Origin of the sequence: Novosphingobium aquiterrae (assembly GCF_042434435.1) — a bacterium.
GTDB classification, from domain to species: Bacteria; Pseudomonadota; Alphaproteobacteria; order Sphingomonadales; family Sphingomonadaceae; genus Novosphingobium; species Novosphingobium aquiterrae.
In genome coordinates, this window is record NZ_JBHLTL010000011.1 from 324,932 (window position 1) to 350,418 (window position 25,487).

Sequence of the window (25,487 nt, forward strand, 5' to 3'; positions counted from 1 at the left end):
GGAAGTTCTAGTCGGATAGCTTCGTGAATTTCCCAGCTTGGTGAACCCAAACCTCTGTAAAATGGGTTCGCGCAGTTGACGCCGCGCTTTCCCACCATTGCTGATTGATCTGATGCGCGCGCTCGACGGGGAAAGCATTGAACCAAATCAAAAGACCGTCGCACTTATCGTAGGTCTTTTTTACCTTAGAAGTGATGCGATGGACGGCGGCTTCGAATAACTCTTCCGGATTGCTCCATTCATGGTCAGCGAAGCTCTGGGCTCCTTCGACGAGCGGCTCATCACCCCTTCGGCGACCTGGGCGATCAATCTCAGTCGTTTCGAACCACAGTTCTTTTCCCATTGAAATTAAGGCAAAATCAGGGGTCTGTTGGCCTTGCCTTGTTTCCAAGAGTCGTACCGCTGTTGCGCCGCAGTGTAACGCAAATCTAGACGCGGCAAATGCTTCGCGGAATTCTTGGCCCGGTCCCTTCAGAGCCAGTGCGCCTAATCCTTCGGATTCTAATTCGGCAAGCCGCTTGAGGTCTTCTGGCGTCTGCCATTCAAAGAACTTCAGATTGGCCATCTTAGGCTCGATTGTCGGCAGCCAAGATTACCCCGCCCGCCCCGCCAGCCACTCTTCCAGCCACTTGATCGTGTAGTCACCGTGGATGAAATCCGGCTCGTTCATCAGCGCCTGGTGCAGCGGGATGCTCGTCTTGACCCCGCCGATGACCATTTCTTCCAGCGCGCGTTTGAGGCGCATGATGCAGCCCTCGCGGGTGCGGCCCTTGACGATCAGCTTGGCGATCATCGAGTCGTAATATGGCGGGATCTTGTAGCCGGCGTAAAGCCCTGAATCGACGCGGACATTCATCCCGCCGGCGGCATGATAATTGCTCACCAGGCCGGGAGAGGGGGTGAAGTTCCACGGGTCTTCGGCGTTGATCCGGCATTCGATCGCGTGGCCGTTGAACTCGATGTCGGCCTGCTTGACCGACAGCGGCTTGCCGTCGGCAATGCGGATCTGTTCGCGGACCAGGTCGACCCCGGTAATCGCCTCGGTCACCGGATGTTCGACCTGCAGCCGGGTGTTCATTTCGATGAAATAGAACTCCCCGTTTTCCCACAGGAACTCGATCGTCCCGGCGCCGCGATAGCCCATGTCGGCCATCGCCTTGGCGACGATCCCGCCCATGCGGTCGCGCTCTTCGGGGCTGATGACGGGCGAGGGGGCCTCTTCCAGCACCTTCTGGTGGCGGCGCTGGAGCGAGCAGTCGCGCTCACCCAGGTGGATCGCCTCGCCATTGCCGTCGCCGAACACCTGGAACTCGATGTGGCGCGGATTGCCGAGGTACTTCTCGATATAGACGGTGGCGTCGCCGAAGGCGGCCTTGGCCTCGCTGCCGGCCTGCTGGATCAGCGTCTCGAGCTCGTCGGGGCCGTTGCAGACCTTCATCCCGCGCCCGCCGCCGCCGCTGGCGGCCTTGATGATCACCGGATAGCCGGCCTTTTCCGCAATCGCCTTGGCCTCGGCAATCTCGCTGACCGCGCCGTCCGATCCGGGGACCAGCGGCAGGCCGAGCGCGCCGGCGGTGCGCTTGGCCTCGATCTTGTCGCCCATGGTGCGGATGTGTTCGGGCTTGGGCCCGATCCAGGTGATCCCGTGGGCTTCGACGATCTCGGCAAACTGGGCGTTTTCGGAGAGGAAGCCATAACCGGGATGGATCGCGTCGGCATGGGCAATCTCGGCCGCGGAAATGATCGCCGCGACGTTGAGATAGCTGTCCTTGGCCGCGGGAGGCCCGATGCACACCGCGTGATCGGCCAGCCGCACGTGCATCGCGTCGGCATCGGCGGTGGAATGCACCGCAACCGTCTCAATGCCCATTTCATGCGCGGCGCGGTGGATGCGCAGCGCGATCTCGCCGCGATTGGCGATCAGGATCCGGGAAATGCCCATGGGTGCGGCCTAGCCGATCACGACCAGCGGCTGGTCGAATTCGACCGGCTGCCCGTTGTCGACCATGACGGCCTTGACCGTACCGGCGCGCGGCGCGGCGATCGGGTTCATCACCTTCATCGCCTCGATAATCAGCAGCGTGTCGCCTTCCTTGACGCTTTGGCCAACGCTGACAAACGCGGCCGCACCGGGTTCGGGCGAGAGATAGCAGGTGCCGACCATCGGCGATTTAACCGCGTCGGGATCGTCGGCCGGGGCGGCCGCCGCAGGCGCTGCAGCCGGGGCGGCGGGCGCGGCGATCAGCGGCGCGTGGGCCGGTGCCATGTGCTGCACCGCGGCCACAGGCGCGGCCTGGCGGGCGACCTTGATCTTGCGGTCGCCGTCTTCGACCTCGATTTCGGTAAGGCCGGTTTCGGCCAGTAGTTCGGCCAGTTCGCGCACCAGCGCGCTGTCGATGTTCATGCCGCTGGCCGCGCGGGGGGCGCTCTTTGCGTCGCTCATGCGATCCTCGTGATTGCTGTCGTTAATCGCCTATGCGCGGGGGGAAGGGCGCTGACAAGACCCTTCGCGGCCCTGTCCACGCTAGAGCGCGGCGGCTTTCTCCAGCGCGACGACATAGCTGTTGGCGCCCAGGCCCTTGACGCAATCGACCGCAGCCATGCCGACGTAGGAGAGATGGCGGAACGGCTCGCGGGTTTCGGGATCGGACAAGTGGACCTCGATCACCGGAACCGTGATCGACTTGATCGCATCGTGGAGCGCGATCGAGGTATGGGTATAGGCCCCGGCGTTGAGCAGCACCGCATGGACACCCTCGAAATGCGCCTCGTGCAGCCAGTCGATCAGGTGTCCTTCGTGGTTGGACTGGCGCACGTCTACGCTGACGCCCAGTTCCGCCCCGCGCGCGACGAGCCGGGCGGCGATGTCGTCCAGCGTGTCATGCCCATAGATTTCGGGCTGACGCGTGCCGAGCATGTTGAGGTTGGGGCCGTTGAGTACGTAGATCGTCTTGTCGGCCACGCTTGCCTCCTGTCCGGATGGGGTTCGCGCCGAACCCTTACCCGGACAGGGAGGCGAGGCAAGAGGGCGCTATTTCGATTCGGCTTCCTCGACCGCACGACGCACGTCTTCTTCGGTCGGCTGGGGCGGGCCGGCATTGATCGGCTGGCCGTTTTCGTCGGTGGCGGCGTCCTGGGGATGATCGCCGCCGGCATCACGCGATGCCGTGGTGGGCTTGTCGCCGGTCACGCCATCGGGCCCGGCCACTGCAAGATTGGCAGGTGCGGTGGCATCGGGCGTGGCGGCTTCGCTGGCAGTGTCCGACGCTGCGGCGATGGCGGTCTGGTCGCCGCTGCTGGCACTGCCGCAGGCGGCAAGCAGGGCGCTGGCCAGCGCCGCCACGGCAGCGGTGCGCAGGAAGCGGGGGCGGATCGCGGTACGGGTCACGGGCAAACTCCGGTGAAGGACAATGTTCATGGCCCAGACTGGTAGCGCAAAATGGTTACGCGAAGGCAACCATGCGAAATTTTGCGTCGCCCTATTTGTCGCTGCCGGCAATCTTGCCCCACTGGCGCGCGGCGGTGTAGCCAAGGTAGCCGGTGCCGAACAGCGCGTAGAGCGGCTCGGGCAGGCCGGCCAGATAGGCGTTCATTCCCTGGGCAATCGCCATGGCACGCTGCGGGGCAAAGGCGGCGAGCAGGCCCATCGGCAAGGCCCACAGCAGCAGCAGGTACATCACGTAGAGAAAGCTCGGCCGGGCGCGGCTGGTCCAGGGATCGTGCGAACTGGCCTCGGCGACAATTGCAGAGAGGCGGGCGTCGATTTCGGCGAGGTCCTGGGTGCCCTGCAATTGCAGCAATTCCAACTTGGCCTTGTCGCGCGCGGCCTTGTCGGGGATGACCTTGTCGATGATTGACGTGATCGGCCCGATCAGGGCTTCAAGAATGGGCATGGGGCAGCTCCTTTGGAATGTGGGAGCGCAAGCAGATAACCAAATTGGTGCGTGTAGGAAAATGAAGGAATAGGCGATGACGCAGATAACGATCGAAGTGAGCGGGGGCGTCCGGCGCGTTACGTTGAACCGGCCCGACCAGCTCAACGCGATCACGATGCAGATGCACGCCGAACTCGAAGCGGCCTTCGATGCATTCGCCGCCGCCTGCGATGAGCATATCTGCCTGGTCACCGGGGCCGGGCGGGCGTTCTGCGCCGGAACCGATCTCAAGGAAGCGGCTTCCAGCGGCAACCGCGCCTATCCCGCCCACGGCTATGCCGGACTGATCGAACGCTTTGACTGTCCCAAGCCTTTCGTCGCGCTGGTCAATGGCCTGGCGCTGGGCGGCGGGTTCGAGCTGGCGCTGGCCTGCGATCTGATACTTGCGGCCGAAAGCGCCCGTTTCGGCCTGCCCGAACCACTGGTCGGGGCGGTGGCTTTGGGCGGCGGCTTGCACCGGCTGGCGCGCCAGGCTCCGCTCAAGCAGGCGATGGGCATGATCCTGTCGGCGCAGCCGGTCTCGGCGGACGACGGCTTTCGCATGGGCTTCGTGACCGAAGTTGTGCCCGACGGAGAGCTTGACGCTGCCGCGGCGCGGTGGTGCGCCGCCTTGCTGCGCGGATCGCCCGTGTCGCTGCGCGCGTCCAAGGCGATCGTCCAGTCCGGCCTGGCCGAACCCGATGTCGCTGCGGCGATGCGCGCCCAGCCAGATATGCAAGCCTTCCGCGATTGGCGCGGCAGCAACGACGCCCGCGAAGGCCCACGGGCATTTGCCGAGAAGCGGCCACCGCAGTGGACTGGCGATTAGCGTGAAAAGAAGGAAATTGGTCGGGACGAGAGGATTCGAACCTCCGACCCCCACACCCCCAGCTCGCCTTTTGCACCCGCGAACGCGACCGATAAAGCATTAAAAAATCACAAAATATCTTGAGTTCCCTTACTTTTTTGGCATCATCGATCTTGCGCTGGTGGTGCATTTGTTCTATTTATGTTCCGTGCCGTTTCGACATTTTGCACCACCAGTGCACCACCAGAAATGGGACGAGAATTCGAAGGCAGAACTGAAATGCGCATCAGCTTGACGCGGGACTTTGTCAAAAAGGTCCCGATCCCGGATCGGCCGGTTGACTACCGCGATACACGTCTCAAGGGCCTCATCTTGCGTGTCATGCCAACGGGCGTCAAGTCTTGGTATTGTGAGTATGCACGCGCCAAGCGGGTCTGGCTGGGACGGGTCGATGCGGTCGGGTATTCGGAGGCGTTCGAGGCGGCGCAGAAGATTCTGTCGGAGTTCTATCGGGGCATCGATCCGATCGAGGCTCGCAAGCCAGCACCTGATGTCCCCACATTGTGTGACTTCTTGGACGGTGACTATGCAATCTGGGCACGGGCCAATCAGCGGGCGCACGAGCAAAATCTTGGGAGGCTAAAGGCGACCTTCAAATCGCTCCTTGCCAAAAAAATGGATGCGATCTCGGCCTTGGATATTGAACGCTGGCGGGGAAAGCAGGTCGAACGTGGCCTCAGCCATCAAACGCTCAACCGAGATATCTCTTCGATCAAGGCCTGCTTCAACAGGGCGGTCGATTGGGAAATCCTGGACAGAAATCCTATCGCGAAAGTGAAGAAGGCGAGGACCGACGATCGTGTGAAAGTGCGATTCCTGTCCGGCGAGGAGGAGGAGCGGCTACGGAATTCGCTTGACCAACGAGAAGAACGCCGGCGTCAGGAGAGGGCTTCAGCCAATGCCTGGAGGATCGCGCGAGGCTATGAGCCGTTGCGAAACATGCATGAATTGCAGTTCACTGACCATTTGAGGCCCTTGGTCCTTTTGTCGATCAACACCGGGGCAAGACGAGGCGAACTTTTCGATTTGACATGGGAAAACGTTGATTTGGACCGACGCTTGATGACCGTCAGTGGTATGACCGCTAAGTCGAAACGGACTCGACATATTCCACTCAATCGAGAGGCGACTTGGGTGTTGAAGGGCTGGCAAGAGCAGACCGAGAAGTCGAGCGGGCTTGTCTTCGTCAATGACGATGGGCATCGTTTTGATCGAGCGAACACCTCGTGGAGAGGGCTGCTGAAGCAAGCGGAGATCGTGAACTTTCGTTGGCACGACATGCGCCATCACTTTGCATCCAGGCTCGTAATGGGCGGCGTAGATCTCAACACCGTGCGTGAGTTGCTTGGCCACAGCGATTACGACATGACGCTTCGTTACGCGCACTTGGCGCCTGAGCATAAAATGAAGGCGGTCGAAGTTTTGGACCGATAGGACCTTCAGGTTGCTGCTTGATCATCCCAATGATCGAGACAAATGATGATCACGCAACCCTTGGGCCTAGTTCATCTGTACCGCCGCGCCTATCCAGTCGACCACAAGTCGATCATACCCATGCTGCGCGCCTTCGACCGTCACTCGAGATCCAAGAAGATCCAAGTCCAAATCGAGGCGGTCCAAGATCCAAAGGTCGCCTGAATCAGTCAAAATGCTCGGCCCGTGCCCATCGTCGCTGAGTACGCCGCTCACGCGCATGCGTCGATTGTTGCCATTCCCGAACATCGAACTCACTTGGCTCCCCAGAACGAAAGGACGTTCCGCACGTAGGACGGAGTCTCACCGTTGAGCGGAATGCCGCCGGCGCGCTCGACGGCACCAGGCCCTGCATTATAGGCCGCGACCGCGAGATGGACGACTCCAAACTTGTCCAGCATCTGGCGCAGGTATTTGGCTGCGGCCCACAAGTTCGCACGCGGATCGAACCGATTGGACACCCCAAGCTCGCGCGCCGTCTTCGGCATCAGCTGACCAAGTCCCGCAGCGCCGGCACCGCTCACCGCGAATGGATTGTAGCGCGATTCTGTCCAGATCAGCGCATCGAGGAGCCCGGTGGGCAATCCATATTGCGCTTCGGCGGCATAAACGTGGGGCAGGTAGACAGCACGCCGAAAACTTGGCTGAGTTTCTGAAGCTTTCTTGATTTTGTGCGGCGTGGATGCACCCAGGCCGGTCGGCTGGTTTGGTCTCAGGGTAGACCCTGCAATCTGCACAGGCGCTTGCCAGACGCCGTGTGTCACGAGCTGGAAGTCTTCCGCCGATCCATCAACCCGGTAGCCGGCCGCTGCGCTTTCCGGCCGCATGGCAGCCAACTTTTCATCTTGGGCGAGGGCAGGCCTTCCCGCCAAAAGTGCCGCTGCCGTGAGCAGTTTCCCGATCGTTTTTTGCGCCATGTGCAATTCCTTCTCTGGCCGAATCGGAACGGAACATATATAGAACACAGTTTGTAGGAAAACCGATTGTCAGCGGCGCAGAGCGGAGGCTGCGCGGGTGGAGGCATGTCATGATGGAGATGCCTCATGTCCAAAGGTCACGGCCGCGATGCGCTCGAAACGCGTGCCAGGAAAATCGTTGAGCAACTGGGCGGGACTTGGTCGCGCTCAAAGGGTATGTGTTGCTGCCCGGCCCATGCCGATCGCACGCCCTCGCTCAGCATCACGCTCGGCAAGCGGGCGATCCTCGTCCACTGCTTTGCTGGCTGCACCAACGAAGCGGTCATGCAGGCCATGGCTAGGCTCGGGGTGCGGATCTCGGACCTGTTCAATGGACCTGGTGGCCCGATCGCGATCCAGCCGCGCGTTGACGTCACCGATCGCAATGCGTTTCGGCTATGGCTCGAAGCCTCGGCCTTGGCTGGCACACCGGCTGAGCGCTATCTCGCGGGACGGGGAATCGCCGTTTCATCGCCCGACTTGCGCTTCCATCCACGCATGCCGCTTGGACCCAAGGGCTCGGTGCGTTTCCTGCCCGCGATGGTCGCTGCGGTGCGCAACGATGCCGGCGTCCTGGCGCTGAACCGGACCTTCCTTGATCCAGAAAGCGACCGCCTCGCGTCGTTCGAGCAGCCCAAGCGCTCGCTTGGCAGCCCGGGCTCAGGCTCGGTGCGCCTTGCCTTTCCGCGCGGCGGGCGCCTTGGTCTTGCCGAAGGTGTAGAAACGGCGCTTTCGGCTATGCAGCTTTTTGGCATTCCCTGCTGGGCGACGCTTGGCAACGAGCGGTTCGGTTTGGTCACGATCCCGGAATCGGTGCGCGAGCTCCACTTGTTCGTCGACAACGATGCCGGAGGGCGGCTCGCCGAGGAGCGCGCGCGCGAAGTCCACGCCCGCGAAGGCCGCCGGATTGTCGCCCGGCCGCCGCCGGGACACGGTGACGACTGGAACGACGAGTTACTGCGCCGAATTCGCGCGGCCGCTTGAGCATCGCAGGAGAGGAAAGAGGTCTTGGGGCCTGGTGAGGCCCCGGAAGGACTTGGGCCTCGTCAGGAGGATCCCGATGTCCAACGCTTCACCCGCATTCGCCTTTCCCGTTCCCACCGAACCGCTGGTGCTCACCGCAGGGCGCGATCTCGCCGCCACGCTGGCTGCCCGTCAGATCGTTTCGCGCACCGTGCTCAATACAGTTATGGCCGAACACTTCGGCGGCAGCGACGCTGCAGGCCGCTGGTCGGTGCGCGACGCACACGCCGCGCTCGAACTGGCCCAGGTGCTGTTGCTGCATGGAGCGGCATCGCTGACCGGCGACATGCCGACCAACGTCGCCGAGCGCGTCTTTGATCGCCTCGAAGCGCTGGTACCCAGCCAGACCACGCGCAGCGACGAGCAGATCGAATGGCAGCAGTTTGCAACGCCGCCGCGGCTTGCCTGGATTGCGGCGCGGGCCTGCGCGCTGTCAGCAGGTGACCAGATGCTCGAGCCCTCGGCCGGCACCGGAACGCTCGCGGTCTGGGCCTCGAAAGCTGGCGCGCGCCTGGCGCTCAATGAGATCTCGCCGCTTCGCCGAGAATGCCTGCAAGCCTTGTTTTCGGCGGAACCGGTGACTGGCCATGACGGCGAGGTGATCTTGGTCAGGAAGTTGCGGAAGCCGGGGCAGTTCGTTGCCATCAATTATGGCAGAGCAGGCGTCAGGTCGACCGAATCGACGACGCTAACTTTGGCAGCCGACAACAGAGGTTCGACCAGAGATTTCCGCGCGGACTGGTGCTGAGCAGGGATCCGGCTTGTCAGGACATTCCATCCGCGCCACGAAAGCGCCGCGTCGATGAGGCAGCTACTGCCTGGGTCGACCATGTTGCGTCAAAAGCCTGTGCACTCGTCTAACGCTCTCCTCTATCGCCAGGAGCGACTCGCGCTGATAGTGCGGGAAACGGAGGTCACGTTGAACCAAGTGGAAAAGGAGAAAGCGAAACGCGGTAGGAGGATGGGGCGTCCGACTGCCGCAGACGCGGTCCGATTGACCGGTCACATCCTGAAGAGCGCGCGCGACGTTTTCTTCGAGCACGGCTTCGAGCGGGCAAGCGCCGACATGATTGCCGAGCATGCCAGAATTTCCGAGCGCACGCTTTATGCTCGTTTCGGCAGCAAGGCTCGCGTATTCGAGGCCGTGATACTCGATGAAATCGACACGCAACTGCGAGTGCTCGAGCCGACCGTCGATGACAAGCTTGAAATCGCAGCGAGGCTTCACGCGATTGCAGACGTCCTCTTGGAATGGCTTCTAACGACGCGAATCGCGCCGATGGAACGCGTTGTCATCGCTCAAGCCGTGCGCTTCCCCGCACTCGGAGCAAACATCCATGAATTCGGCTTCCAGCGGGCCGTAAAGTGCGTCGCGAGCATCCTCGCGCATGCCAACGCAAAGGGCGAACTCACACTATCGGACCCCGTGTTCGCGGCCGCACAGTTCGTCACTCTCTTGGTCGTCGCACCGATGCGCCATTTTGCACTCGGTCTTGCACCCGCCGCCAACGACGCGGCTGCACAGGACCGAGTCCGGCGCGGCATCGCGTTGTTTATCGCCGGCTGTCGGACACCAGCCTCGTGCAAGGAACAATCGTGCTGAGCGACGCGGAAGAGGATGTCCCGCTCGGCGAACGTGCGCGGTTTGCCGAGCTGGCAAGGATCTTTGCACGACATGGCCTGAACGGTCTTGCTTCACGCATTGGCCTGATGCCAAGCCGGGTCGCGCTTCCCGCAGAAGCGGATGCGCCGGAGCGAGTGGTCGCGCTGCTGCGCGATCTCGGGCCGGTCGCAGTCAAGCTCGGTCAAGTACTGGCCACTCGCGAAGACCTCATCGGACCAGAATGGATTGCAGCACTCTCCACGCTTCAGGATCAGGTGCCCCCGCTGCCTTTTGAGCAGATCGAAGCCGATCTGGTGGCGTCACTCGGCGCTCCGATCGATGAGGTGTTTGCCAGGTTTGACCGCATTCCCATTGCGGCGGCCTCGATTGCTCAAGTCCATGCCGCGGCGCTCCGCGACGGGACAGAGGTGGTTGTCAAGGTGCGCCGCCCGGGTATCGCCTCGCGGGTGGATGCCGATCTTCGGCTTCTGCGAAGGGTTGCGCGGCTGGGGGAGCGCCGCTCGCCCGAATTGCGAAGGCTCAAGCCCGACGAGTTGTTACGCGCTTTCGCCGAAAGCTTGTCGCAGGAAATGGATCTGAGTGCCGAGGCGGCGGCATGTGAGAGCATTGGCGCATATCTCGAAACTCTTGGTGTCCGGACGCCCAGGTTTTTTTGGGATCATATCGGGCGGCGCGCGAACGTGCAGGAGCGGCTTGTCGGCATATCTGTGCGCGCGGGCGCCGCGTCGGATATGGACTTTCCAGCCGCCAAGGACATTGCCGATACATACGCCGACGCCGTGCTGCGCATGATAATCTTCAACGGTCGGTTCCACGCCGATCCGCATCCCGGCAACGTGTTTGTCCTTACCGATGGCGGGATTGCGTTCATCGATTTCGGTGCGGTCGGTATCCTCACGCCAGCACGCCGCTCCGAACTTGTGACCCTTGTGTTGGCGATCGCGGGAGACGATGCCCGCGCGGTTGCCGACGTGCTGATGCGCTGGTCGGGCGACTATTCTGTGGACGCGCAGGCTCTCCAGCGAGACCTGAAATTGCTGATCGATGAGTTCCGGGGGGCCGTCCTCCAACAGATAGAGTTATCAGTGATCTTTACGCGCGTCTTCTCGCTCTTGCGCGAATTTCGGTTGGCGCTGCCTCCTGATCTCGCCCTCCTGCTACGCACGCTTCTCACCGCCGAGGGCTTCGTGCGCAGTCTCGACCCCAACTTCAACATCGCCGCGAGAACTATGCCGATTGCCCGAGAGCTGATGCGTGAACGTTTGAGCCCCGCTGACCTCAAGAAAGGCGGACGACGTTTAATAGCCGGTCTAGGGCGGCTTGCGAGCGCATCTCCTGAACTAATCACCCTGGCAGAGAGTATTGCGCGGTCTGGGGCGCTACCGATACGGATCCAACCCTCTTCATCATCCTCGAATATAAAAAGGAGTTCCGCGACCGACCCACACGTACTTACCGTCGGATTGATTATCGCGGGTTCCATTCTCGTGGATAAACATGAAACAGCAGGAATAAGTCTATTTATTGCAGCGGCCGGTAACTTTCTCTGGGCGAAATTCCAGTGCAAAAAATTGAACCGTGCGGATCCCTAAACCACAAAAAACTTCTGATTTTACTCGACGCCTCGCAGCTGAACCGCGAAACACCCCTGAATGCGATGTATCTACTTGCACGACTGTAATATTCGAATGTTGCTGTTTAAAGCGTAGGCGCTGTTCGGCCCCCACCTTGCGCGGGGGAGGTCCAGCGTTGAGCTTGCGCTGCCTGATTTGGGCCGAGGCGCTACTCCTATGATAATCCCGTGTGATGATCCTGTGAGCAAGGGCGCGCAGCGGTTCGAGATATTTAGCGGTGCGGGTAAGCGGCGCGATTGGCCACCGGAAGTCAAGGCGTCGATCGTGGCGGAGTGCTATTCAGGCAACGGAGGTGTCGGCGCCGTTGCCCGTCGCCATGGCCTTGACCCTTCGCAGGTCTATGCTTGGCGGTAGTATTTCCACAAGCAACTGGCGAACCAAGGATCGGTCCCTTCGTCGGCAGAACCGGCGGCCGCGACGTTCGTGCCGGCGGTGGTCGAGTTGGGCCACAACCGGATCCGGCACCAGCCCGCCGAGCCCGGCAGAGGCGGCGTGCGCCAACGGCTGCGGTAGAACTGGAGATTGACGGTGTAGCGGTGAAAATCGCGCGCGGCGCCGATGCCGGCGCGTTTGCCGCGGTGATCGAAGCGCTAAAGGCAACCCGATGTTCGGACCTGATGCTGGCGCGCGCGTGATGGTGGCGACGCGCCCGGTGGATTTCCGCAAAGGGCCTGACGCCTTGGACGCGCTGGTCGGTAAGGAGTACGGCGTGTGTGGACGCCCCGATAAATGCAAGCGAGATTTAGCGTCGGAATGGGCATGTGGTCGGGTGCTGACGTGTGTCCGGCCTCATAAAGCGACTTCAACACGTCGCGGGCCCTTATCGAATTCGTAGATCGGATCCAGTTCGGCTAGGCGTGCTCGAGGCACTCATCGACCTATTGGTTCTTCCAATCTCGTCTCTGACCGTTTGCCCATAGTTCTCCGATTGACCTCACCAGATTTCCGACGTCTCGCAGCCTGGCCTTACGTCATGCAACATAAGATGCTGGAGCTTGATAGACGCCGCGACGTGCCATTAGTGACCACGCAATGCGCGCCAATTTGTTAGCCAATGCTAATGCAACGAACTTTGGCTGTTTTGTTGCGATCATTCGTTCCAGCCATGTGCCGGGAGTCGCACCGCGACGCCGTGCCCAGCGAACAACCGCAATAGCGCCAAGAACCAGCAACCGACACAGATCTCGCTGGCCCATTTTTGAGACCCGCCCGAGGCGCTCTTTGCCGCCTGAAGAATTCTGCTTTTGGCGTAAGCCCGATCCAAGCGGCAAAATCACGACCCTTTGTGAATGTTTCAGGTGACGGGGCCAAAGCTTCAATAGCTGTCGCACAAATAGCGCCAATCCCAGGGATCGTCATCAGCCGTGACGCTATTTCGTCTCTTCTTGCGCGGGCACTCAGTTATCTATCGAGCGCGGAAATCTCGTCAGAAAGCGAATTCACGTTCTGCAGCAGTACGTCAGCTAGCGCCCTTGCACCGTCTGGAACATCCGGGTGAGAAGCGATCAGTTGCTCCAGTCTCGGATCGTGCCGAGATCCTTGCGGAATTATCAAACCGTATTCCATCTGATCTGCCCCCCCCCGCTGGGTCCCTCGATTTGATGTAGAGTCTGCCCCACTCGAAGGAGCAGACGAATGAGGAAGAGCCGTTTCACCGAGGTACAGATCATCTGGATAATTAAGGAGCAGGAGGCGGGGCTGTCGACAGCCGAGGTCTGCCGCAAGCACGGGCTAAGCCCGGCGATGTTTTACAAGCTGAAGGCGAAGTACGGCGGGCTTGAGGTGTCCGATGCCCGGCGCCTGCGCCAGCTCGAGGAAGAGAACAGCAAGCTCAAGCGGCTGCTGGCCGAGACGGTGCTCGACAATGCGATCCTTAAGGACCTGTTGGGAAAAGTCTGACGACGCCAGGTCAGCGACGGGACGCGGCGCTCGGCGTGATGCGGGATTACCAGGTCTCGATGATGCTGCGCGCCTGCGAAATGCGGACGAAAGGTGCCGGTCAGCATCGGGTCAGTATTGCTGCTCCGGGACATGGAGGAGTAGCCCGTCAAGCCGATCATCAAGCGTGATCTGGCAAGCCAGCCGACTTTCTTCCGTCGTCCCTTCGGCAAATTGAAGCAAATCGGCCTCCATGCTGCCATCGGAAAGGCATCCGACCCGGTCGATCCATGTCGGATCGACATGGACGTGACATGTGGCGCAAGCGCATTGGCCACCACAATCGCCGTCGATTCCCGGAACATCGTTGAACAGTGCCGCTTCGCGCGCCGTCATACCGGATGCGATTTCAACGGGAAACCGGCGACCATCATGAGCAACAAAGGTGACCTTGACCATAGAACTGCAACTTTCCCTTGGCGCGCAAATTAATGCGCGTGAAGTTTGACTGGCAGGCGGGTGATGCCGCGAACGAGATTGGAAAGCAGGCGCTCGGGCTCGCCAACGACCTCCACGAAGTGGAAGCGCTTCTGGATTTCCTCCCAGATGATCCGAAGCTGCAATTCGGCCAGGCGGTTGCCCATGCAGCGATGGATGCCATAGCCGAACGAAAGGTGTTGGCGCGGGTTCTTCCGGTCGATGATGAATTCTTCGGGCCGGTCGATCACCGTTTCGTCGCGGTTGCCCGAAAGATACCACATGACGACTTTGTCACCCTTGGCGATGCGCTTCCCGCCGATCTCGCTGTCTTCCAGCGCGGTTCGGCGCATGTGGGTGAGCGGGGTCTGCCAGCGGATGATTTCGGGAACCATATTGCCGATCAGGGCAGGGTCGCGCCGCAATTTGTCATACTGATCAGGATGCCGGTTCAGCGCCAGGACTCCTCCGCTGATCGAATTGCGGGTAGTGTCGTTTCCGCCCACGATCAGAAGCAGCAGGTTACCCAGGAATTCGAGGAACGGCATTTCGCGCGTGGCCGACGAATTCGCCATCATCGAAATCAGGTCGGTGCCCCCCGGCTGGTCGATTCGTTGCTCCCAGAGCCCTTTGAAATACATCGCACACTCGATCAGCTCGTCGCGGCGCTGTTCGAAGGAATCGACTATTCCCGCTCCAGGTATGGCGGTCGTGACGTCGGACCAGCGGGTCAGGCGGGCTCGCTCTTCCCAAGGGAAATCGAACAGGGTCGCCAGCGTCATCGTGGTCAGCTCGACCGAAACGCTTTTGACCCAGTCGATCTCCTCACCGACCGGCAACGAATCAAGAATTTCTCCGGCACGTTCGCGGATCACGGGCTCGAGCAGCAGCAGGTTCGAAGGCGCCACTGCCGGAGTGACCGCCTTGCGCTGCGCGTCATGCTTGGGCTGGTCCATGGCGATGAACATCTCAAGTTCGAGATTGCTCTGGTCGCTGTGCATGTCTTGGATCGCAATCCCGCCCAGCTTGGCTTCGGATGAATAGACCTTGTGATTGGTGTCGACCGCCATGATGTCGTTGTATCTGGTGATCGACCAGTAGGGGCCATAGGCGCTTTCGGCGCAGTAGTGGACCGGATCCTCACGTCGCAGCCGCTCGAAGAAGGTCCCGACCTTGTCGCTCTGGAACAGGCTGGGGCGAGCAACGTCGATTTCCGCAAGAGGGATGTCGGCAACAGCCCGGGCAAGCTCGGCACCGTCCAGTTCCTGCGGAATTGTTTGAGTGGTCATGGTCACCTCCCTCATCTCGGTCTGCTCTTTTGCTGGATTAAGGGCAGATCGCCGATTCGTCAATAAGTAGTATAAGAGTTTATCCAGAAACCTCCAGTGTATGGCAGTTTGTGCGGGAGCATTGACAGCATTTCGATTAATTCTTATCAGAGTTTGATGAAATCCAGCCCAAGCCCTGTCCTCCCAGCGGAGCCTGCCGCAAACTTTGGCCAGACCAAAGCCAAGCGCGCCCTGGTGCTAGCCCGCGAGATTGTCGAGGATATCGAGAGCAATGCGCAGGGACCGGGTGACCGGCTTCCCCACGAGGACGCCATGCTGGCGCGCTATGATGTGGCACGCGCCACGCTGCGCGAGGCTCTGCGTTTTCTCGAATTGCAGGGTGTGATTCATCTCACTCAGGGTCGGGGCGGTGGGCCGGTTATAACCCGTCCGCAGACAGCCGATTTCGCCAGTTCGATGGCGCTGATTCTGCAATTCATGGATACCGACCTTCGAGCCCTGCTCGAACTGCGCGAAGCGATTGCCCCGACGGTTGCGGCGCGGGCCGCGGAAATGGCCACCGTCGCCGATCTTGCTGCGCTCGAGGCTTGCCTCGCGCGGCTCGAGCGCGAGCGGGACGGTCCGGAATTCGAGGAAACCAATCGTCGGTTTCACGATCTGCTGGGCTGGGCCAGCGGAAACTCGACCTTCGGTCTGTTGGTCTCCGCTTTGCACCTGTTGACCCGCAGCATGTCGGAAGGTCTGGGCTATTCGGCGCAGGAGCGCGAAACCCAGTTGCGGTGCCTCGGTCGCGTGCTGCAAGCCGTGCGGATGCGCGATGCTGTGGGTGCCCGGCGCCAGATGGAACGGCTGACCGATGGATCGACCCAATATCTGGCAGAGCGTAGTCCTGCATTGCTCGCGCAAAAGGTCCGCTGGGGGAACGCAAACCGGGAAGCCTGAAGGGGAGAGAGACAATGGCCTTGACCAGCCGCATTTGTGATCTGCTGAATATCGAATACCCGATCGTCCTGGCCGGAATGGGTGGTGCAAGCGTTCCAGCGCTGGCGGCTGCGGTTTCCAATGCCGGTGGGCTAGGCGTTCTGGGCGCCGCAGCCTGCGCGCCAGAGCGACTGCGGGAATGGATCCGCCAAACCCGCGAACTGACCGATAAGCCGTTTGGGGTCGATACCCTGCTGCCGGCCTCTGTGCGCCTGGGCAAGTCCCCGCAAAGCGGTGCCGCGCCCGCCGATCCGATGGGGCTGGCGGCCGAATATCGCCAGTTCGCGGAGGATTTCATGGCCCGCGAAGGGCTGGTGAGGGCTGACGGCGAGGCGGCAAGGCGTGCGATTGGCGGACGCGATGCCGGGGGCGGCCCGCCGCTGTTCTCGAAGGAGTTCTTCGAAGCGCAGATGGAAGTGGTGATCGAGGAGAAGGTGCCGGTCTATGCCGCCGGCCTTGGCAATCCCGGCCCGTGGATGGACCGTCTCCATGCCAACGGTACGATCGTCATGGCCGTGGTCGGCAAGGTCAAGCACGCGCAGCAGGTGGTCGAAAGCGGAATCGACGTGATCGTCGCCCAAGGCCATGACGGTGGCGGACACAATTCACCGATCGGGACAATCTCGCTGATCCCGCAGGTGGTCGATGCTGTGGGCGACCGGGTGCCGGTGCTGGGCGCGGGCGGCATTTCCGACGGACGCGGGGTGGCCGCGGCCTTCATGCTGGGCGCGCAAGGGGCCTGGGTCGGCACCGCGTTCCTTGCCACCGAAGAAGCGGGCATCGAGGACTTCCAAAAAGAAGCGATCGTCGAGGGCGGAGATGCCGATACCGTGGTCAGCCGCTCGATTACCGGCAAGCCGGCGCGGATGATCCGCAACAAATGGGCCGACGCCTGGGTTGACGCGGGCAAGGAACCGTTGCCAATGCCTTATCAGTCGATGATTTCGGGCCCGGTCATGGCTGCCGGAATCGAGGCCAGGCGCAAGGATATCCTGCCCGGCTTCGCCGGACAGGGGATCGGTCTGATCCACGCGGTGCGCCCCGCCGCCGCAGTAATGGCCGATCTGGTTTCCGAAGCCGAACGTGCACTCGCGCTTGCCAGCCGTTTCCGCTGATCCAGGGGCGACGCGCATGACCGGATTTTCCGACAAAGCCGCAATAACCGGAATTGGCGAGACAGATTTCGTCAAGGGCACCGAACGCAGCGCGGTCGACATGATGCTGGAAGCCTCGCGCCGCGCGATCGCCGACGCGGGATTGAAGCCGGGCGATATCGACGGCATGATCCCGCCGCCGATTTATACGACGTCCGAGGAGTTGGCCGCCAACCTTGGGATCGATGTGCTGCGTTATGCCGCGACGGTCCACATGGGCGGTGCAAGTCCGACGACTGCGTTGCAAAACGCGGCCATGGCTATCGCCGCGGGCCTGTGCGACCATGTCCTTGTCACCCTTGGCTGGAACGGGTTCTCCGCGCTGCGCTCCAAGCCCGGCGCGCCGGCGACGCGGTCGATGAACATGACCACGCTGACCAACACGATCCAAGGCTATTATATCCCCTATGGGGTTTTTCTGCCGGTGCAGATGTATGCCTGGCTGGCGACACGTCACTCCCAACTGTTCGGGGTCGGACCAGAGGCGATGGGCGCGGTGGCGCTGGCCTGTCGCAAGCATGCCCAGCTAAACCCCAAGGCCTTCACCTGCGGTCGTCCACTCGACTGGGATACCTACGCCACATCACGCTGGATTTCTGAGCCATTCCGGCTTTACGACTGTTGCCTTGAAACCGACGGAGCCTGCGCGGTGGTGGTCTCGCGCATCGACAAGGCGCGTGACATGCCCCACGTGCCGGTGACGATTGCCGGGGCTGCGGAAGGGCACCCATATCCGGCCGACGACATTCCCTCGCGTCCCGATCCGTTCAAGATCGGGCTTTCCTACGCCGCTCCGAAAGCCTTCGAGATGGCCGGAGTTAGCCGTGAGAACATGGACTTCCTGCAGATCTACGACTGTTTCACCTACGTGGTTCTGCTGCAGCTGGAAGCCTTGGGTTACTGCGAGCCAGGAGGGCAACTCGATTTCGTCCGGGACGGACAAATTGAACTTGGTGGGCGCTATCCGCTAAACACTCACGGCGGGTTGCTCAGTGAGGCGCATGTCTGGGGCCTCAATCATGTGGTCGAGGCGGTCCGACAGCTGCGTCACGACTGCGGCGATCGGCAGGTCGAGAACGCCCAGACCGGCTTGGTCACGGGCTGGGGCGATCTGGGCGACGGCAGCATCGCCATCTTGCGGAGGTTCCCATGAGCCACGATGCAGAACTTCCTCCCAAGCAGCGGCATGAGGCTCAACCCCCCCCTGCCAAGCCGCGTCCGCGTCCGCAGGACCCCGTAGAGCAGGAATTCTGGCGGCTGTGCCAGGATGGCCAGCTGCATTTCCAGCGTTGCTCCGCCTGCGGCACCTGGCGCCATCTGCCGCGCTACATGTGCGCCCGCTGCGGTTCTCCCGAGTTCGCCTGGGAGCCCAGCACCGGCAGGGGCACGTTGTTCACGTGGACCGTCACGCACCAGGCCCTACACCCGGCATTTGCCCACGAAATCCCGTTCATTGCGGCTGTAGTAGAGCTGGAGGAAGGGGTGCGCATGGCGACCCGACTGATCGAATGCGCTCAGGACCGAGTCAAACTCGACATGCCGGTCGAACTGACCTTCGAGCCGCTGGGGGACGATTTTCGGCTGCCGGTGTTCCGGCCGACCGCGAGTGGAGAGCACGCGCCATGAACCTCGAATATGGCCCCGAATACGAGCGCTTCCGCGACGAAGTGCGCGATTTTCTCGCCCGCAATGGCAAGCGTGCGCCGGAATCGGCACAGCGTGCGGCGCGTCCGACGACCGACGCGGTCGCCTGGCAGAACCTGCTGCTGGAACATGGCTACACCGCGCGGACCATTCCGCGCGAATATGGCGGCTACGGCGCTGAGCCAGACATCCTTGAAGCGCGGATCATCGCCGAGGAATTTGCCCGTGCTTGCGTGCCTGGGGGGCTGTCCAACCAAGGCGTCTCGATGCTGGTTCCGACCCTGCTTGAACTCGGCACCGAGGAGCAGAAGCGCCGCTGGATCGAACCCACCCTGCGCGGTGAGATCGTCTGGTGCCAGGGCTATTCGGAACCCGGCGCGGGCTCGGATCTGGCCAGTCTGCGCACTAGCGCGCGCGAGGAAAACGGCCACTTCGTGATCAATGGACAGAAGATCTGGACCAGCACCGCGCGGCAGGCCGACATGATCTTCTGCCTGGTGCGGACCGAGACCGAGGCACCCAAGCACGCGGGCATTTCTTATCTGATCTTCTCGATGGACTTGCCGGGGATCGAGGTTCGCCCGCTCAAGACAATGACCGGGCACGCTGAATTCAACGAGACGTTCTTCACCGACGTGCGGGTGCCGGTCGATCAGATCGTCGGCCAGCGCGGCCAGGGCTGGTTCGTCGCCAATGCGACGCTCGGCCACGAGCGCGGGATGCTTGGCGATCCTGATGCGCTGGAAAACCGCCTGTTGGCGCTGATCAGGCTGATGCAGGAGGAGCAGATCGGGTCCGCTCGCGCTATTGACAATCCCGTGCTGCGCGACCGTCTTGTCGCTCTGCAGGCGGAAGTCGCGGCGATGAAATACAACGGGATGCGCGTGCTTTCGAACCAGCTCAAAGGTGAATCAGGGGGTATGGCAAAGCTGATTGTCAAGCTGCAGAGCTGCGAACTGGCACACCAGATTTCGGCCCTGGCGATCGACGCGATGGGCGAAATGGGCATCCTCTATGCCGAAAGCCCGCGTGAGCGCGAGGGTGGCGTCTGGCAATGGAACTATATGTTCCAGTTGGGGCTGATCATCGGCGGCGGTACCGCGCAGATCCAGAAGAACATCATCGCCGAACGCGGCCTCAACATGCCGCGCGAGCCGCGTCTTGCGCTGGACGCCGCCCAGAGCCGGAAGGAAGTCGCCTGATGGATTTCGGTCTTTCCCCGGAACAGGAAATGCTTAGGGACACGGTCGGGCGCTGCCTTGCGGAAACCTGCCCGCTCGATCATGTGCGCTCCTGCTCGGAAACAGGCAGCGCGGTCAGCGATCAGGTCATGGCTGCGCTACATGATATCGGGCTGACCGGTCTGTTGGTGCCCGAAGTGCATGGCGGGCTAGGGATGACGCTGCTCGATGCAGCGGTGGTGGCCGAGCAGCTTGGCCGGGCTGTTGCCCCTGCGCCGTTCCTGGCGCTCAGCGTGCTCGCCCCGCTGGCGCTGATGCTGGCGGGCTCGGCCGCGCAGCAGGCTGAATGGCTGCCCCGGATTGCTTCCGGCGCGGTACGCTTCGGCGTCGCGATCGCGGGCATCGTCGAGGAGCGCGACGGAGTGAGAGTCCGGGCCGACGGCGGCAGACTGACCGGCACCGCGCTGTTCGCGTTAGATTTTGCGGGGGCGGATTATTTCATTGTCGGCGATGTTTCGGGGAGGCTCCATCTGCTGGCCGCCGCATCGACCGGAGTCGAGCGGATCGCCTTGCAGACCATCGATACGACCCGAAGCATCGGCGAGTTGCGGCTGACCGGCGCAATCGCCGAACCCCTTGCCGACGATGGCGGCCTTGCGGCGCGGCGGCTGCGCGATGCCGGGCGGGTCTTGCTCGCGGCAGACAGTCTCGGGGCGGGCGAAGCGATGATCGAGAAGGCGGTCGCCTATGCCGGAGAGCGCGAGCAGTTCGGGCGGGTCATCGGCAGCTTCCAGGCGGTCAAGCATATGTGCGCAGAAATGGCCGCTCGGCACGAACCTTGCCGGGCGCTGGTGTGGTATGCCGCGCACGCCTTCGACACCGATCCCGAGGAGGCGGCGCTGGTGGCCTGCCACGCAAAATCGCTCACTGGCGAGGTTCACCGCTTCGTGGCGCGAACCGCGACGGAGGTGCACGGCGGGATGGGCTTTACCGACCTGCTTGGACTGCACTTCTGGTTCAAGCGGATCGGCTTCGACCGCCAAGTTCTTGGCGGGCCGGAGCGAGTAAGGTCCGACGCAGCGCAGCTACAGGGATTGACCGCAACGACATAGAACGACGGGTCGGGAGAGAAGAAGATGACCGATTGGAATTTCGGCGACATACTGGATGCGATCGAAGCGGCGCTTCCTCGCGATGCCCCGGCGCTGATCCACGGAGATCGGCGGATCAACTGGCCTGAAATGGCCGCGCGGTCCAACAATCTTGCCCGCGCGCTGCGTGCCAGGGGGCTTGAACCCGGGGCCAAGATTGCCTTCTACATGCGCAACCGGCCGGAATACGGCGAATCGATGGCCGCCTGTTTCAAGGCCCGGCTGACCCACGTCAATATCAACTACCGCTACAAACCGGACGAGGTGCTTTACATCTTCGATGATTCCGATGCCGAGGCGATTGTCTACAGCAGCGAATTCCGCGATTGCATTGTCGAATTGAAGGACCGGCTGGGGAAGGCCCGGATCTTTGTCGAAATCGGCGATCCGGCGGCGATCGCGCCGTTTGCCGAACCCTACGAGGCGTTGGCGGCGCAAGGCGACGGTTCGCCGCTGGGCATAGCCCGTTCGCCCGACGACATGCTGTTCATCTACACAGGTGGGACCACCGGCATGCCCAAGGGGGTGATGTGGCGCCACGATGACCTGCGGCGGGCGCAGCTCGATTCCGCCGGCCTGCTTGGTCCAGCGCCACACGACATGAACGAAACCGTCGCGATGATCCGTACTGACGGACCTGGCCGGGTGTTCCTCCCCGCTTGTCCGATGATGCATGGAACAGGTCTCCTCTCTGCCCTTGGCACGCTGATGGGGGGAGGCTGCATCGTAACGCTTGAGAACCCGTCGTTCGACGCCGACGAGTTATGGCGGGCTGTCGAGAAGCACCGGGTGCAGTCGGTCGCAATCGTCGGCGATGCTTTCGCCAAACCGCTGCTTGCTTCGCTCGACAACGCGCCGGGGCGTTACGACACCTCGAGCCTTATTTCGATCCTCTCGTCAGGGGTCATGTGGAGCCGCGAGGTCAAGGACGGGCTGATCCGGCACATTCCGCAGGTCGCGTTGATGGACGCCTTCGGCGCATCAGAGGGGCTTGGCTATGGCCTGTCGGTGACCACTGCACAAGGGTCCGTCCAGACCGCCAAGTTCGTGATCGGCGAGCATTGCGACGTGTTCGACGAAAGCGATGCAAAGGTGGAAGCCGGCAGCGGGATCCCTGGCTTCATTGCCCGCAAGGGTGCCATTCCAATGGGCTATTACAAGGATCCGGAAAAGTCTGCGAAAACGTTCCGGACGATCGGCGGCGTGCGCTACTCGATCCCCGGCGACTGGTGCCGGGTGGAGGCTGACGGCAGTCTGATTCTGCTGGGCCGGGGCAGCGTCTGCATCAACACCGCCGGGGAAAAGGTCTATCCCGAAGAAGTCGAGGAAGTGCTCAAGACCCACCCATCCGTGGCTGATGCTCTCGTGGTTGGCGTGCCTGACGAGAAATGGGGCCAGGCCGTGACCGCAGTGGTCTGCATGGAGGATGGCGCCACGTTCGACCTGGAAGCACTCAAGGCCCATGTCCGCCGGCAGCTGGCCGGGTACAAGACCCCTAAGACAGTCTATCAAGCTGGTATCGCTCTGCGCGCGTCGAACGGCAAGGCTGACTACGCCGCAGTGAGAGACTTCGCGATAAGCCAGGGCGCAGCGGTGTGAGCGGCGGGTCAGTGGTTGACTGTGAGGCTCTGATCGTCGGTGCCGGCTTCAGCGGGGTCTATCTGCTTCACCGCCTGCGCGAGGCCGGCTTCGACGCCAGGTTGATCGACGCGGCCGAAGAGCCGGGTGGCATCTGGTACTGGAATTGCTACCCCGGCGCGCGCGTCGATTCGCAGGTTCCGCTGTACGAACTTTCGCTGCCCGAACTTTGGCGCGACTGGACATGGAGCGAACGCTATCCCGGATGGCGCGAGCTGCGCGGCTATTTCCGCCATGTCTGTGACCGGTTTGGGCTTTGGCCCCACATGACCATGGGGACCCGCATGGCGGGCGCCGAGTGGGATGAAGGACAGCGCAAGTGGCGGGTCACGACCGGAAGCGGCGAAACGATCACTGCGCGCTTTCTGCTGCCCTGTCTCGGGTTTGCCGCAAAGGCCTATGTGCCCGAAATCGCCGGACTGGAGACCTTTGCGGGCGAATGGCACCACACGGCCCACTGGCCGCAGCAAGGGCTGTCCATGGCCGGACGTAAGGTGGCAATCGTCGGCACCGGAGCCAGCGGTGTCCAGGTGGCGCAGGAAGCCGCAGCAGAAGCGGCTCAGGTCACCTTGCTACAGCGTACGCCGATTCTCGCGCTGCCGATGCGGCAGGAATCGTTGACTGTTGAACAGCAGGAGCGGGAGAAAGCAGATTACCCGGCGATCTTTGCCGCCCGTCTCCAGACTGGCGGTGGCTTCGATACAGGCAGAATCGACGCTTCGGCGCTCGAAGTCGACGAGGAAGAACGGCACCGTCTGTTCGAGCAGCAGTGGCAGGCCGGAGGTCTGCGTTTCTGGTACGCCAATTTCGCCGATCTGCTGACCGACGAGCGTGCCAACCGTCACGCCTACGATTTTTGGCGCGACAAGACCAGGGCGCGGATCGCCAATCCAGCCTTGCACGAGATACTGGCGCCGAGTGAGCCGCCGCACCCCTTTGGAACCAAGCGCCCTTCGCTCGAGCGGAACTATTACGAGATCTTTGGCCAGGACAATGTCACGCTGGTCGATCTCGCGCAGGCGCCGATTCAGCGGATCGTGCCCCAGGGGATCGAAACCGCCGATAGGTTGATCGAATGCGACCTGATCGTGTTCGCCACCGGCTTCGACGCCGGACGCGGCGGGCTGACGCAAATCGAGATCAGGGGGCGGGACGGTCGCAGCCTGACCACTGCCTGGCATGACGAGGTGACCGCCTATCTCGGCTATGCCGTACATGGATTTCCCAACATGGCCTATCTTTACGGACCGCTCAGTCCTTCGGGCTTTTCCAACGGCCCGACCGCGGCAGAAATCCAAGGCGATTGGGTCCGCGACCTTCTGGTGAAGCTGCGCGAAGACAACTTCACGCGTTTCGAGGCGGACATAGCCGCGGAGCGCGAATGGACCGAGAGCGTTGCAGCGATCGGGGCCATGACGCTCTTTCCCCGGGCAAAGTCCTGGTACATGGGCGACAACATTCCGGGCAAGCCGCGCCAGTTGCTCAATTATCCCAGTGTCGTTGGCTTCGCCATGATCTGCGATGAAGTGGCGGCGGACGGATACCGCGGCATCACGCTAGCATGAACGAGGAACCAAGACCGATGAACTTGGCCACATCCGACATTGCGCCGGAATGGGCGCCCGACCCGTCGGTCCTGCCAGCCTGGTTTATCGACGCCATGGCTGTTCCGCGCGAGGAAGGTTTCATAACCGTCGATGGCGTGCGTATGCACTACTTCCGATGGGGCAATCCGGCCGCGCCGCCGGTGCTGATGACTCATGGCTTCCTTTCGCACGCCCGCTGCTTCGCCTTTGTCGCCCCGTTTTTCGCCCACGATTACCACGTGGTCGCCTATGACCTCTCGGGCATGGGCGACAGTGACGTGCGCCCCGACTGCGACATGGCGGCGCGCGGACGCGAGATGGTCGGGTTTGCAGAAGCGTTGGGCCTTCTCGGCCATGCCCGCAAACCCATCGTGGTGACCCACAGTTTCGGCTCGGCAGTGGCGCTGGAGGCTCTCGAACTCGCCCCGGCCACTTTTGGCGGGGCGGTGATCTGCGACATGATGGTTCTGCGCCCGTCGGAACTGGAAAAGTACAGAAGCGATGGCCGTACCAGCCCTGGCTCCGGCGATCCCAACCGGCCTCATCGCCGCTATCCCGATTACCTGAACGCCCGCGCGCGGTATGTGCTGTCCCCGCCTCAGCCGGTGGCGGAACCGTTTCTGATGGATTACATGGCCTATCATGCGCTGCGCCGCGAAGGGACCAACTGGACCTGGAAGTTCTCACCGGCAGTGTTCAAGCGCGACAATTCACAACGCTTGTGGCTTGAGATTGGCCCTCGCCTGGTCGCTGCACCCGGTCGGAAGGCGATTATCCATGGCGAAAAGAGCCAGCTATTTACGCGGGATTCATGCCAGTACGTGCGTGAACTGGGCGGGGTGGACATCCCCATCATCGCGGTTCCCGAAGCCCGACATCATTTGATGCTCGATCAGCCCTTGGCCTTCACCGCTGCCTTGCGTGCGGTAATCGAAGGGTGGTCCAAAAGTGACTGATCGAAGCTACGGCGATGGCAAGAATACCTTCGAGAAGGATGGGCCGGTCCGGGATCAACT

General features: G+C 62.0%; 27 protein-coding genes and 2 pseudogenes. 17 read left to right on the forward strand and 12 right to left on the reverse strand.

The features are described 5' to 3' along the window. Positions 1-7 precede the first annotated feature (7 nt). The 6 genes from ACFFF7_RS15060 to ACFFF7_RS15085 all read right to left on the reverse strand — a co-directional run bounded on the left by ACFFF7_RS15060 (position 8) and on the right by ACFFF7_RS15085 (position 3,893). Positions 8-565: a hypothetical protein gene (locus tag ACFFF7_RS15060; RefSeq protein ID WP_379482176.1), complete on the reverse strand. Its 558-nt coding sequence runs from the start codon at positions 563-565 to the stop codon at positions 8-10. A 27-nt stretch (positions 566-592) separates the two neighbouring features. After that, positions 593-1,942 (reverse strand): acetyl-CoA carboxylase biotin carboxylase subunit, encoded by a 1,350-nt coding sequence (accC, locus tag ACFFF7_RS15065; protein ID WP_379482177.1) that lies wholly within the window; start codon positions 1,940-1,942, stop codon positions 593-595. Positions 1,943-1,951: 9 nt separating this feature from the next. After that, positions 1,952-2,443, reverse strand: a complete 492-nt coding sequence (gene accB / locus ACFFF7_RS15070; RefSeq protein ID WP_379482178.1) for an acetyl-CoA carboxylase biotin carboxyl carrier protein — start codon at positions 2,441-2,443, stop codon at positions 1,952-1,954. Between the two features lie 81 nt (positions 2,444-2,524). Beyond that, positions 2,525-2,962: a type II 3-dehydroquinate dehydratase gene (locus ACFFF7_RS15075; protein ID WP_379482179.1), complete on the reverse strand. Its 438-nt coding sequence runs from the start codon at positions 2,960-2,962 to the stop codon at positions 2,525-2,527. Between the two features lie 69 nt (positions 2,963-3,031). After that, positions 3,032-3,388 (reverse strand): hypothetical protein, encoded by a 357-nt coding sequence (locus tag ACFFF7_RS15080; RefSeq protein WP_379482180.1) that lies wholly within the window; start codon positions 3,386-3,388, stop codon positions 3,032-3,034. Positions 3,389-3,479: 91 nt separating this feature from the next. After that, the gene (locus ACFFF7_RS15085; RefSeq protein ID WP_379482181.1) at positions 3,480-3,893 is read right to left on the reverse strand and encodes a holin family protein; all 414 of its coding nucleotides are present in this window, start codon (positions 3,891-3,893) and stop codon (positions 3,480-3,482) included. Between the two features lie 76 nt (positions 3,894-3,969). On the opposite strand from ACFFF7_RS15085, the gene ACFFF7_RS15090 reads away from it, so the two are divergent. After that, complete coding sequence (locus ACFFF7_RS15090) at positions 3,970-4,743, forward strand: enoyl-CoA hydratase-related protein (RefSeq protein WP_379482182.1); 774 nt, start codon at positions 3,970-3,972, stop codon at positions 4,741-4,743. Between the two features lie 258 nt (positions 4,744-5,001). Further along, positions 5,002-6,216 carry a site-specific integrase gene (locus ACFFF7_RS15095; RefSeq protein ID WP_379482183.1) on the forward strand — a complete coding sequence of 405 codons (1,215 nt, stop codon included), beginning with the start codon at positions 5,002-5,004 and terminating at the stop codon, positions 6,214-6,216. A 66-nt stretch (positions 6,217-6,282) separates the two neighbouring features. On the opposite strand, the gene ACFFF7_RS15100 is transcribed toward ACFFF7_RS15095, so the two are convergent. Both ACFFF7_RS15100 and ACFFF7_RS15105 read right to left on the reverse strand, forming a co-directional pair. After that, on the reverse strand, positions 6,283-6,504 hold the full coding sequence (locus ACFFF7_RS15100; RefSeq protein ID WP_379482368.1) for a DUF5818 domain-containing protein: 222 nt from the start codon (positions 6,502-6,504) through the stop codon (positions 6,283-6,285). A 5-nt stretch (positions 6,505-6,509) separates the two neighbouring features. After that, entirely contained in the window at positions 6,510-7,172 is a 663-nt protein-coding gene (locus tag ACFFF7_RS15105) for a lytic transglycosylase domain-containing protein (protein WP_379482184.1), read from the reverse strand. 126 nt (positions 7,173-7,298) lie between these two features. Between ACFFF7_RS15105 and ACFFF7_RS15110 the strand changes: the two genes are divergently transcribed. The 5 genes from ACFFF7_RS15110 (at position 7,299) to ACFFF7_RS15130 (ending at position 11,846) form a co-directional block, all read left to right on the forward strand. Then, a complete protein-coding gene (locus ACFFF7_RS15110) occupies positions 7,299-8,195 on the forward strand; it encodes a DUF7146 domain-containing protein (protein WP_084276758.1) in 897 nt (298 codons plus the stop codon). Between the two features lie 76 nt (positions 8,196-8,271). Then, entirely contained in the window at positions 8,272-8,982 is a 711-nt protein-coding gene (locus ACFFF7_RS15115) for a TRM11 family methyltransferase (protein WP_379482185.1), read from the forward strand. A 180-nt stretch (positions 8,983-9,162) separates the two neighbouring features. Then, the gene (locus ACFFF7_RS15120; RefSeq protein WP_379482369.1) at positions 9,163-9,837 is read left to right on the forward strand and encodes a TetR/AcrR family transcriptional regulator; all 675 of its coding nucleotides are present in this window, start codon (positions 9,163-9,165) and stop codon (positions 9,835-9,837) included. Then, entirely contained in the window at positions 9,831-11,450 is a 1,620-nt protein-coding gene (locus ACFFF7_RS15125) for an ABC1 kinase family protein (protein ID WP_379482186.1), read from the forward strand. The genes ACFFF7_RS15120 and ACFFF7_RS15125 overlap by 7 nt, the downstream gene beginning before the upstream one ends. Before the next feature lie 198 nt (positions 11,451-11,648). Then, positions 11,649-11,846 (forward strand): transposase, encoded by a 198-nt coding sequence (locus tag ACFFF7_RS15130; protein ID WP_379482187.1) that lies wholly within the window; start codon positions 11,649-11,651, stop codon positions 11,844-11,846. A 617-nt stretch (positions 11,847-12,463) separates the two neighbouring features. On the opposite strand, the gene ACFFF7_RS15135 is transcribed toward ACFFF7_RS15130, so the two are convergent. Then, the gene (locus ACFFF7_RS15135) at positions 12,464-12,688 is read right to left on the reverse strand and encodes a hypothetical protein (protein WP_446686291.1); all 225 of its coding nucleotides are present in this window, start codon (positions 12,686-12,688) and stop codon (positions 12,464-12,466) included. Positions 12,689-12,791: 103 nt separating this feature from the next. Then, a pseudogene (locus tag ACFFF7_RS16155) lies at positions 12,792-12,851 on the reverse strand (hypothetical protein); the annotation flags it as partial. A gap of 276 nt (positions 12,852-13,127) precedes the next feature. On the opposite strand from ACFFF7_RS16155, the pseudogene ACFFF7_RS15145 reads away from it, so the two are divergent. Next, positions 13,128-13,474 (forward strand): annotated as a pseudogene (locus ACFFF7_RS15145) (transposase); the annotation flags it as partial. A 28-nt stretch (positions 13,475-13,502) separates the two neighbouring features. On the opposite strand, the gene ACFFF7_RS15150 reads toward ACFFF7_RS15145, so the two are convergent. After that, the gene (locus ACFFF7_RS15150) at positions 13,503-13,829 is read right to left on the reverse strand and encodes a 2Fe-2S iron-sulfur cluster-binding protein (protein ID WP_379482188.1); all 327 of its coding nucleotides are present in this window, start codon (positions 13,827-13,829) and stop codon (positions 13,503-13,505) included. A 29-nt stretch (positions 13,830-13,858) separates the two neighbouring features. Continuing rightward, the gene (locus ACFFF7_RS15155; RefSeq protein ID WP_084277454.1) at positions 13,859-15,136 is read right to left on the reverse strand and encodes a cytochrome P450; all 1,278 of its coding nucleotides are present in this window, start codon (positions 15,134-15,136) and stop codon (positions 13,859-13,861) included. A 156-nt stretch (positions 15,137-15,292) separates the two neighbouring features. Here ACFFF7_RS15155 and ACFFF7_RS15160 point away from each other — a divergent pair, with 156 nt between their 5' ends. The 9 genes from ACFFF7_RS15160 to ACFFF7_RS15200 are packed head-to-tail and all read left to right on the forward strand — an operon-like array spanning position 15,293 to position 25,427. Next, a complete protein-coding gene (locus ACFFF7_RS15160) occupies positions 15,293-16,078 on the forward strand; it encodes a FadR/GntR family transcriptional regulator (RefSeq protein ID WP_084276761.1) in 786 nt (261 codons plus the stop codon). Between the two features lie 14 nt (positions 16,079-16,092). Then, on the forward strand, positions 16,093-17,232 hold the full coding sequence (locus ACFFF7_RS15165) for an NAD(P)H-dependent flavin oxidoreductase (protein WP_379482189.1): 1,140 nt from the start codon (positions 16,093-16,095) through the stop codon (positions 17,230-17,232). A gap of 16 nt (positions 17,233-17,248) precedes the next feature. After that, complete coding sequence (locus tag ACFFF7_RS15170) at positions 17,249-18,424, forward strand: thiolase C-terminal domain-containing protein (protein ID WP_379482190.1); 1,176 nt, start codon at positions 17,249-17,251, stop codon at positions 18,422-18,424. After that, on the forward strand, positions 18,421-18,897 hold the full coding sequence (locus ACFFF7_RS15175; protein ID WP_084276764.1) for a Zn-ribbon domain-containing OB-fold protein: 477 nt from the start codon (positions 18,421-18,423) through the stop codon (positions 18,895-18,897). The genes ACFFF7_RS15170 and ACFFF7_RS15175 overlap by 4 nt, the downstream gene beginning before the upstream one ends. Then, a complete protein-coding gene (locus ACFFF7_RS15180; protein WP_084276765.1) occupies positions 18,894-20,117 on the forward strand; it encodes an acyl-CoA dehydrogenase family protein in 1,224 nt (407 codons plus the stop codon). The genes ACFFF7_RS15175 and ACFFF7_RS15180 overlap by 4 nt, the downstream gene beginning before the upstream one ends. After that, positions 20,117-21,208 (forward strand): acyl-CoA dehydrogenase family protein, encoded by a 1,092-nt coding sequence (locus ACFFF7_RS15185; protein ID WP_379482191.1) that lies wholly within the window; start codon positions 20,117-20,119, stop codon positions 21,206-21,208. The genes ACFFF7_RS15180 and ACFFF7_RS15185 overlap by 1 nt, the downstream gene beginning before the upstream one ends. A 24-nt stretch (positions 21,209-21,232) precedes the next feature. Then, positions 21,233-22,846, forward strand: coding sequence for an acyl-CoA synthetase (locus tag ACFFF7_RS15190; protein ID WP_084276767.1), 1,614 nt, complete (start codon positions 21,233-21,235; stop codon positions 22,844-22,846). 11 nt (positions 22,847-22,857) lie between these two features. Continuing rightward, positions 22,858-24,450 carry a flavin-containing monooxygenase gene (locus ACFFF7_RS15195; RefSeq protein ID WP_379482192.1) on the forward strand — a complete coding sequence of 531 codons (1,593 nt, stop codon included), beginning with the start codon at positions 22,858-22,860 and terminating at the stop codon, positions 24,448-24,450. A gap of 17 nt (positions 24,451-24,467) precedes the next feature. Beyond that, positions 24,468-25,427 carry an alpha/beta fold hydrolase gene (locus tag ACFFF7_RS15200; protein ID WP_254894906.1) on the forward strand — a complete coding sequence of 320 codons (960 nt, stop codon included), beginning with the start codon at positions 24,468-24,470 and terminating at the stop codon, positions 25,425-25,427. Positions 25,428-25,487 lie beyond the last annotated feature (60 nt).

Bases quoted from the DNA above. Each gene is read 5' to 3' on its own strand.
- ACFFF7_RS15185 (WP_379482191.1), top strand. From the start codon at position 20,117: ATGGATTTCGGTCTTTCCCCGGAACAGGAAATGCTTAGGGACACGGTC.
- ACFFF7_RS15085 (WP_379482181.1), bottom strand. From the start codon at position 3,893: ATGCCCATTCTTGAAGCCCTGATCGGGCCGATCACGTCAATCATCGAC.
- ACFFF7_RS15170 (WP_379482190.1), top strand. From the start codon at position 17,249: ATGACCGGATTTTCCGACAAAGCCGCAATAACCGGAATTGGCGAGACA.
- ACFFF7_RS15060 (WP_379482176.1), bottom strand. From the start codon at position 565: ATGGCCAATCTGAAGTTCTTTGAATGGCAGACGCCAGAAGACCTCAAG.
- ACFFF7_RS15130 (WP_379482187.1), top strand. From the start codon at position 11,649: ATGATAATCCCGTGTGATGATCCTGTGAGCAAGGGCGCGCAGCGGTTC.
- ACFFF7_RS15175 (WP_084276764.1), top strand. From the start codon at position 18,421: ATGAGCCACGATGCAGAACTTCCTCCCAAGCAGCGGCATGAGGCTCAA.
- accB (WP_379482178.1), bottom strand. From the start codon at position 2,443: ATGAGCGACGCAAAGAGCGCCCCCCGCGCGGCCAGCGGCATGAACATC.
- ACFFF7_RS15135 (WP_446686291.1), bottom strand. From the start codon at position 12,688: ATGGGCCAGCGAGATCTGTGTCGGTTGCTGGTTCTTGGCGCTATTGCG.
- ACFFF7_RS15105 (WP_379482184.1), bottom strand. From the start codon at position 7,172: ATGGCGCAAAAAACGATCGGGAAACTGCTCACGGCAGCGGCACTTTTG.
- ACFFF7_RS15160 (WP_084276761.1), top strand. From the start codon at position 15,293: ATGAAATCCAGCCCAAGCCCTGTCCTCCCAGCGGAGCCTGCCGCAAAC.
- ACFFF7_RS15200 (WP_254894906.1), top strand. From the start codon at position 24,468: ATGAACTTGGCCACATCCGACATTGCGCCGGAATGGGCGCCCGACCCG.
- ACFFF7_RS15190 (WP_084276767.1), top strand. From the start codon at position 21,233: ATGACCGATTGGAATTTCGGCGACATACTGGATGCGATCGAAGCGGCG.
- ACFFF7_RS15110 (WP_084276758.1), top strand. From the start codon at position 7,299: ATGTCCAAAGGTCACGGCCGCGATGCGCTCGAAACGCGTGCCAGGAAA.
- ACFFF7_RS15115 (WP_379482185.1), top strand. From the start codon at position 8,272: ATGTCCAACGCTTCACCCGCATTCGCCTTTCCCGTTCCCACCGAACCG.
- ACFFF7_RS15155 (WP_084277454.1), bottom strand. From the start codon at position 15,136: ATGACCACTCAAACAATTCCGCAGGAACTGGACGGTGCCGAGCTTGCC.
- ACFFF7_RS15165 (WP_379482189.1), top strand. From the start codon at position 16,093: ATGGCCTTGACCAGCCGCATTTGTGATCTGCTGAATATCGAATACCCG.
- ACFFF7_RS15100 (WP_379482368.1), bottom strand. From the start codon at position 6,504: ATGTTCGGGAATGGCAACAATCGACGCATGCGCGTGAGCGGCGTACTC.
- ACFFF7_RS15150 (WP_379482188.1), bottom strand. From the start codon at position 13,829: ATGGTCAAGGTCACCTTTGTTGCTCATGATGGTCGCCGGTTTCCCGTT.
- ACFFF7_RS15180 (WP_084276765.1), top strand. From the start codon at position 18,894: ATGAACCTCGAATATGGCCCCGAATACGAGCGCTTCCGCGACGAAGTG.
- accC (WP_379482177.1), bottom strand. From the start codon at position 1,942: ATGGGCATTTCCCGGATCCTGATCGCCAATCGCGGCGAGATCGCGCTG.
- ACFFF7_RS15090 (WP_379482182.1), top strand. From the start codon at position 3,970: ATGACGCAGATAACGATCGAAGTGAGCGGGGGCGTCCGGCGCGTTACG.
- ACFFF7_RS15095 (WP_379482183.1), top strand. From the start codon at position 5,002: ATGCGCATCAGCTTGACGCGGGACTTTGTCAAAAAGGTCCCGATCCCG.